At 66.9% G+C, this 7,156-nt stretch carries 6 protein-coding genes; 3 read left to right on the forward strand and 3 right to left on the reverse strand.

Annotated features, from left to right (window positions below):
• Positions 1 to 52: 52 nt before the first annotated feature.
• The 3 genes from DX912_RS17710 to DX912_RS17720 form a co-directional block, all read right to left on the reverse strand.
• Complete coding sequence (locus DX912_RS17710) at positions 53 to 433, reverse strand: response regulator (protein ID WP_115844860.1); 381 nt, start codon at positions 431 to 433, stop codon at positions 53 to 55.
• On the reverse strand, positions 426 to 1,613 hold the full coding sequence (locus DX912_RS17715) for a two-component system sensor histidine kinase NtrB (protein ID WP_233433641.1): 1,188 nt from the start codon (positions 1,611 to 1,613) through the stop codon (positions 426 to 428). The genes DX912_RS17710 and DX912_RS17715 overlap by 8 nt, the downstream gene beginning before the upstream one ends.
• 112 nt (positions 1,614 to 1,725) lie before the next feature.
• Positions 1,726 to 1,917 carry a hypothetical protein gene (locus DX912_RS17720; protein ID WP_115844862.1) on the reverse strand — a complete coding sequence of 64 codons (192 nt, stop codon included), beginning with the start codon at positions 1,915 to 1,917 and terminating at the stop codon, positions 1,726 to 1,728.
• Between the two features lie 259 nt (positions 1,918 to 2,176).
• Here DX912_RS17720 and DX912_RS17725 point away from each other — a divergent pair, with 259 nt between their 5' ends.
• The 3 genes from DX912_RS17725 to DX912_RS17735 are packed head-to-tail and all read left to right on the forward strand — an operon-like array spanning position 2,177 to position 5,975.
• Entirely contained in the window at positions 2,177 to 3,988 is a 1,812-nt protein-coding gene (locus tag DX912_RS17725; RefSeq protein ID WP_115844864.1) for a sensor histidine kinase, read from the forward strand.
• Complete coding sequence (locus DX912_RS17730; RefSeq protein WP_115844866.1) at positions 3,985 to 4,440, forward strand: response regulator; 456 nt, start codon at positions 3,985 to 3,987, stop codon at positions 4,438 to 4,440. Before DX912_RS17725 ends, DX912_RS17730 begins: the two co-directional genes overlap by 4 nt.
• Positions 4,441 to 4,442: 2 nt before the next feature.
• On the forward strand, positions 4,443 to 5,975 hold the full coding sequence (locus DX912_RS17735) for a response regulator (RefSeq protein ID WP_233433640.1): 1,533 nt from the start codon (positions 4,443 to 4,445) through the stop codon (positions 5,973 to 5,975).
• The last annotated feature ends 1,181 nt before the right edge of the window (positions 5,976 to 7,156 follow it).

The following is a 7,156-nucleotide window of genomic DNA, read 5'->3' on the forward strand; positions in this document are numbered from 1 at the left end:
TTACATCGGCATCACCTTTCGATATCGGCCGAAGCGGGCACAACTTCAGTCTTCACGCCGGCAGTGGTGCATCGCCCGGCTCGGCGCGCTCGGGAAGCAGCGCCAGCAGTTGCGGGATACGGTAGGGCTTGGGCAGGAAGATCACGTTCCCCGGAAGCGCCGGCAGCTGCGCGCGCGCGAAGCCCGACGCCAGGATCACGCGCGCGTGCGGCTGCAATCGCGCGACGTGGTCTGACAGCTCGATCCCCGACATCCCGTTGGGCATACTCACGTCGCTGACCACGACGTCGAACGCTTCGCGCTCCATCGCGGTCACCGCCTGCGGGCCGTCGGCGGCGGTGCTGACGCGGTAGCCGGTCATGCGCAGCGCTTCACCGATCAGCAGGCGCAGATCGTCCTCGTCCTCGACCAGCAGGACGCGTACCTCAGACATCGGTTGTTTCTCCGTTCGCGGCGTCGCCCGCGGGCGCCAGTTGTGCGGGAAGGTGGATGCGCACCTGCGTGCCCTGGCCGGGCTCGCTCTGCAGCAGCACGAAACCGCCGGACTGCGCGGCGAAACCAAACACCTGGCTCAGGCCCAGCCCGCTGCCCTTGCCGATTTCCTTCGTCGTGAAGAACGGCTCGGCAGCGCGTTCCGCGACCTCGCTGCTCATGCCCGAACCATCGTCGATCACCTCGACCACGACGTACTCGCGATCGCCCTCGTCGGGCGCTTCGGGTCGCGTGCATTTCGTGCGGCGCGTGCGCACCGTGATCGTGCCGCCGGCGGGCATCATCGCGTCGCGGCTGTTGGCGACCAGGTTGAGCACGGCGGCCTCGAACTGGGCGGCGTCGACTTCCAGCGACGGCGCATCATCGGACAGGTCGAACTCGAACCGGATCGATGCACCGCATGCGCGGCGGTAGAGCTCGGACGAACGCGACAGCAGGTCGTTGATGTCGTGGGGTTCCGGCGCCAGGTTCTGGCCGCGCGCGAACGCGAGCAGCTGCCGGGTGAGCAGGGTGCCGCGATCGGCGGCGCGCTGCGCGGCTTCGATCCACTCCAGCGTGCGCGCGTCCTGCGTGTTCTTCAGGCCGATCAGGTCCAGGCTGTTGACGATGACCGTCAGCAGGTTGTTGAAGTCGTGCGCCAGGCCCAGGGTGAGCTTGCCGATGGCCTCCAGCTTCTGCGACTGGGCCAGCGCCTTCTGCGCGGCCTGCAGGCGCAGCATCGCCTCGTAGCGTTCGGTGACATCGCGCGTGACCTTGGCGAAGCCGATCAGTTCGCCGTCCTGCCAGATCGGGTCGATCACCACGCTGGCGCGGAACCGCGTGCCGTCCTTGCGCAGGCGCCAGCCTTCGGCCTCGAACTTGCCTTCGGTGCGCGCCGCTTCCAGGCCGCGCTGCGGTTCGCCGCGGACGATGTCCTCGGGCGTGTAGAAGCGGGAGAAATGCTGGCCGACGATCTCGCGGTCGGTGTAGCCCTTGATGCGTTCGCCGCCGGGGTTCCAGCTGCGGATGACGCCGTTGGGGTCGAGCATGTAGATGGCGTAGTCCGTCACGCTTCCGATGAGAAGCGCGAACTGGCGGGACTCGTCGTCGAGCCCGCGAACGGATACATCGCCAAAGTCCACGCCCGTATCACGCGGCGTGGGAATCGCGTCGACCAATGTCACTTCCCCCTGTGCGGCGACGAGCCTAGTGCGCCCGCCGTTAAATTTCCGTGCAAAACGCCACGTCCTGCGATCAACGCTCGGCCTGCGAGGGCGTCCCGTTGTCGGGCAGGTCGTACTCGGCGTCCAGCGCCGTGTCCCGCAGCGGTGGGGTGAGGTCCGCGCCCTGTCCGGGCTGATCGTCGCGGTCGTCGGGTTTGCGCAGCTCGCCCTTGCGGGTGTCGGCCTCGGGCAGTCCCTCGTGGTCGCGATGGAATTTGCTCATGGCGTGGGTCCACGGTGTTTCCAGGGTGCAAAGGTGACCACACCGGGCGAGGACGGCAAGTGAAGCCCGGCCCTTGCGCCGCCGCGCCGCGACGCTCCGACCCGATACGGCAAAGCGCCGCACGCGGCCTTCACCTGACGCACGCGCCGCCATCGGCTAGCATCGGCGCGCTTCACGGCGCGTGTTCAGGCGCGCATGCAGTGGAGCTGCACGTCTCGAATCAGTTTGCCGGCGGGCCATTCGCCGGTACCGGGGAAAGATGGAACCAGTCACGACTCGCATCCCGTGGGGCCGATGGAGGCTGCCGCTTCTGGCGGCCGGCATCGTCCTGATCATGGTCGCGCCCTTCCTGCTGCTGCAGCGGTTGTCCGAGCAGAACCTCGCGGCGGCGGACGCGGTGTCGCACACGCACGAGGTGGAGGCATCCGTGGCCTCGCTCGCGCTGAGCGTGCGCGACGCCGAATCGGCCGCCATGTCCATCGCACTGGGCCACGACCGGCCGTTGACGCGCCAGCGCTATGCCGAAAGCAAGGCCGCCGTCGGCCCGAACCTCGACAGGCTGACCGTGCTCACCGCCGACAACCCGGCGCAGCAGGTGCTGATCGGCCGCCTGCGCGAGCTGGTCGAGAACCGCATGGACGTCATGGACGAGCTCCTGCGCGATACGGCGAGCGGCGGTGCGGTCCATAGCGCGCAGATCCTCGCGCCGCTGGCCGATCGTTTCGCGATCCGCCCGGCGCTGGACGAAATGCGGAAGAACGAACGCGACCTGCTGGCGCGCCGGAACTTCGACGCCGATCAGCAGCGGCGCCACGCCACCTGGCTCGGCTGGGGCGCGATGACCGCGCAGCTGGTCCTGATGGGCATCGTGATGCTCCTGCTGGGACGGCAGATCTCTAGCCGCATCAACGCCGAGAAACGCTCCACGCAGGCCAGCGCCCGCGCGATGGCGGTGCTGCAGACGGTGCGCGAGCCGATCGTGCTGTTCGACGACGACCAGCGCATCGTGATGCACAACGCCGCGTTCGCCGAGATGTACGGCATCGAGGGGGACGGCGTGTCGCTGTCGTTGTCCGACATCGGCCACGGCGCATGGGACGATCCGGTCCTGCGCCAGCGCCTGCGCGACGTGCTGCAGCGCGGCCGCGAGCTGTGGGACTTCGAACAGGACCAGAAGCAGCCGGACGGTCCGTCGCGCACGGTGCTGCTCAACGCGCGCCGCATGCCGCTGCCCGATGTCGACGACCACGTCGTGCTGATGACGATCTCCGACGTCTCCGCGCAGAAGGCCACCAACCAGAAGATCGCCGAACTCAACCGCCAGCTGGAAGGCAAGGTCGAGCAGGTGTCGGAAGTGAACCGCGAGCTGGAGGCCTTCAGCTATTCGGTCTCGCACGACCTGCGCGCGCCCCTGCGCCACGTCGCTGGTTTCTCCGACAAGCTCGCGCGGCACCTGTCCGAAAGCGCCGACGAGAAGACGCACCACTACCTGGACGTCATCGGCAGTTCGGCGCGACGCATGTCGCAGCTGATCGACGACCTGCTGGTGTATTCGCGCCTGGGCCGCAGCGCGCTGCGCCTGCAGGCGGTGGACATGCAGTCTGTCGTGGCCGAAACGCGCGCGATGCTCGATGCCGGCGCCGAAGCGCGGGCGCCGCGCGTGGAATGGCGCATCGCGCCGCTGCCGATCCTGGTCGCCGACGAAAACATGATGCGCCAGCTGTGGACCAACCTGCTGGGCAACGCGGTGAAGTACTCATCGCGCCGGGACGTGGCGACGATCGAGGTCGCGCATCGCATGCTCGACGACGGCTCGCACGAATTCAGCGTGCGCGACAACGGCGCCGGTTTCGACATGGCGTACGCGAGCAAGCTGTTCGGCGTGTTCCAGCGCATGCACAAGGCGACCGAATTCCCCGGCACCGGCATCGGCCTGGCCAGCGTGCGCCGCGTGCTGGCGCGCCACGGCGGCCGCATCTGGGCCGAATCCGCGCCCGATGCCGGCACCACCTTCCATTTCACCCTTCCCGCGGCGCTGGACGCGCCCACTTACGAGCGAACCGCCGCATGACCGACTACCGCACCATCCTCCTCGCCGAAGACAGCCAGGCCGACGCCGAAATGGCGATCGACGCACTGCGCGAGGCCAACCTCATCAATCCCATCGTGCACGTCGAGGACGGCGTCGAGGCGCTGGATTACCTCCTGCGTCGCGGCAAATTCGCCGATCGGGGCGAGGGCATGCCGGCCGTGCTGCTGCTCGACATCAAGATGCCGCGCATGGACGGCCTGGAAGTCCTGCAGGCCATCCGCGAGCACGACCACCTGCGTTGCCTGCCGGTGGTGATCCTGTCGTCCTCGCGTGAGGAGAGCGACCTGGCCCGCAGCTGGGACATGGGCGTGAACGCCTACGTGGTCAAGCCCGTCGATGTCGACCAGTTCTTCCAGGCGGTGAAGACGCTCGGCACGTTCTGGGCCGTCATCAACCAGGCGCCCGAGCGCGCTGGACAGCAGCCGGTCTGAGCATGCAGTCCAAAGGGACGCCATCGACGCTGGGCCCGCTGAGCGTCCTCATGGTCGAGGACTGCAGCGAGGACGCCGAACTGCTCAGCGAGCAGTTGCTGGAGTCCGGGCTGCAGGCGCGGTTCCATCGCGTCGACAGCGAGCCCGCGCTGCGCGACGCGCTCGCCCGCGAGCGCTTCGACGTGGTGCTGTCTGACCTGTCGCTGCCGGGCTTCTCCGGCATGGAAGCGCTGCGCATCCTGCGCGAGCGCGATGCCGAGCTGCCCTTCATCTTCGTCTCCGGCACCATCGGCGAGGAAACGGCGGTCGACGCGTTGCATCGCGGCGCGAACGACTATGTGCTCAAGCAGAATCCCGCGCGCCTGCCCAACGCGGTGGCGCGTGCGGTGCGCGAGGCGCGCAACGCACGCGAGCGCGAACTCGCCGAGAAGGAGCTGATGCGTTCGCAGCGCCTGGATTGCCTCGCGATGCTGGCCGCAGGCCTGAGTCATGACCTTCGCAACGTGCTGCAACCGCTGCTGATCGTGCCGGATCTGCTGAACTCCTACAGCGACGATCCGAACATCCATCGGCTGTCGTCGCTGATCGCCGAAAGCGGGCGGCGCGGCCACGAGATGGCCGAGTCCATGCTCGCTTTCGTTCGTGGCTCGCATCGGGCGAGCGAGGACGTCGCCGTCGCGCAGCTTTTCCAGGCGGTGCAGCTGCTGCTTCAGGGCACGCTGCCGCGCGACATCCAGCTGGTGTGCGAGCCGCTGGAGGAAGACCTCGTCATCCGCTGCAACCACATCGAATTCCAGCAGTGCCTGGTGAACCTCGCGCTCAACGGCGTGCAGGCGATGAGGGAACGAGGCGGCGAACTTCGGCTGTCCGCGCGCCGCGCCACGCATGAGGGCGGCGATCACTTGTGCATCCGCATTTCCGACCGCGGCTGCGGCATGGATGCGAACACACGAGCGCGGCTGTTCACGCCGTTCTTCACCACCAAGCCCGACGGCACGGGGCTCGGGCTGATGTCGTGCAAGCGTTTCGTCGATTCGCTGCAGGGCCGCATCGTGGTGGAAAGCGAAGTCGGGCAGGGCACCACGTTCGAACTGCACCTGCCGCTGCGCGCGCCCGGTGCCGATGGCGATGCCGCCGGCGAGCGTTTCGCCGTGGGCAATGGCCAGCGCATCCTGCTGGTCGATGGCGATGGCACGCGCCTGTCGCTGCTGGCGAACGCGCTCGACAGCCAGGGCTACGAGCCGCAGATCGCCGTCGACGGTGCCGCGGCGCTGCGTCTGCTCGCTCGCGAGGGCCTGCCGTCGGTCGCCATCATCGACAGCGACATCCTGATGCTCTCCGCCGTCAGCCTGCTGCTGGCGCTACGCGATGCGGGCTTCGATGGGCCGGTGATCACGCTGGGCGACCCGGCCGATCCGCTCCGCCACGACGCGTTGCCGTCCGATGCGGTCGCCGCCGTATTGCAGAAGCCGCTGCAGATGAGTGCGGTGTTCCGCGCGGTGGAAGTGGCGCTGCGGGCGCGGGAGCCTGCTTAGGCTGCTGTGGTTCTGGAGGATGTCGGGAGGTCGGGAGGTCCGCCCGAACATTCGCGAGGTCCATGCCGCGAAAGACGGTCGGGCACTCCGGCCACGTTGAACCACACCAGCGTCATCCCGGCGAAAGCCGGGACCCAGGCCCGTAACATCCGGGCCCTCCGGCAGCGGTGAGTTACATCACCGTCATTCCAGCGAAAGCTGGAATCCATCTTGATCTTGTCGTTGCGGTTGCGCGTTGCCCTTGCTCGTCATTCCCGCGAAGGCGGGAATCCAGGGACTTTCAACGCTTTACCCGTGGCGTCGAAGAGCAAAGAAGAATCACCCGCCAAGCTTCCGATCGCCTGCGGCGCTCGGGTCACTTTTCTTTGCTTGCCCAAAGAAAAGTAACCAAAAGAAAGGGCAGTTCCCCGACAAATCAATCCCACGACCGGAAAGCGAGTAGGCGCATTCGCGATTCGCCATCCATGGCTCAGCGCTCACCGCCGCACATCCTGTGCGGCGCCCTTCGGGGCTAGTGAACTGATCGGCTGTTCGACAGCAACAGCAACAGCAACAGCAACAGCAACAGCAACACAACAGCAGCACAGCAGCAGCACAACAGCAACAGCAGATGGATTCCAGCTTGCGCTGGAATGACGGCGCCTTAGAGCCCCTCTCCCAACCGGGAGAGGGGTTGGGGTGAGGGTCGGGGCGGGCGAGTACGTTGGCGCTCGCAATGCTCGTCGCCATAAAGCGCTGGCAGAAGCAAATGGATCCCAGCGTTCCCTGGAATGACGTGGGAATGGGTCAACGTTGAAGGAGTGCCCAAGCACTCCTGGCCTGGATCCCGGCTTTCGCCGGGATGACGATGTTCTTGACCCGCCATCGCCCTTTCCGCTTGCCGCTGCCTTTGCCGTTGCTTGCGCTCTTGATCTCCAGCGACTTAAAGCGAGCCGAGCACCGCAGGGAATCAGGGGCGTAGAGTCGCCCACTGTTTGAGCGGAGCGAAGCGCAGCGAGTTTGGGCGACGTCCCCTGATTGCCGAGGAGCACAGGGCACCGCCGCGCAGCGGCGGCTCGCGTCAGGAGCGAACGGTTTTGGTTACTTTTGCCAAGACAAAAGTAACCCGCCCTTCAGGGCGGAAGCTGTTGCTCGTGATGTTGATCTTGTTGTGCGGCTTTGGGCAGCCATTAGCAAAGCTG

This window comes from Lysobacter soli (assembly GCF_003382285.1).
Taxonomy (GTDB): domain Bacteria; phylum Pseudomonadota; class Gammaproteobacteria; order Xanthomonadales; family Xanthomonadaceae; genus Lysobacter_J; species Lysobacter_J soli.

Coding starts and splice junctions, on each gene's coding strand:
- DX912_RS17710 (WP_115844860.1), bottom strand. CDS start 433: ATGTCTGAGGTACGCGTCCTGCTGGTCGAGGACGAGGACGATCTGCGC.
- DX912_RS17725 (WP_115844864.1), top strand. CDS start 2,177: ATGGAACCAGTCACGACTCGCATCCCGTGGGGCCGATGGAGGCTGCCG.
- DX912_RS17735 (WP_233433640.1), top strand. CDS start 4,443: ATGCAGTCCAAAGGGACGCCATCGACGCTGGGCCCGCTGAGCGTCCTC.
- DX912_RS17730 (WP_115844866.1), top strand. CDS start 3,985: ATGACCGACTACCGCACCATCCTCCTCGCCGAAGACAGCCAGGCCGAC.
- DX912_RS17720 (WP_115844862.1), bottom strand. CDS start 1,917: ATGAGCAAATTCCATCGCGACCACGAGGGACTGCCCGAGGCCGACACC.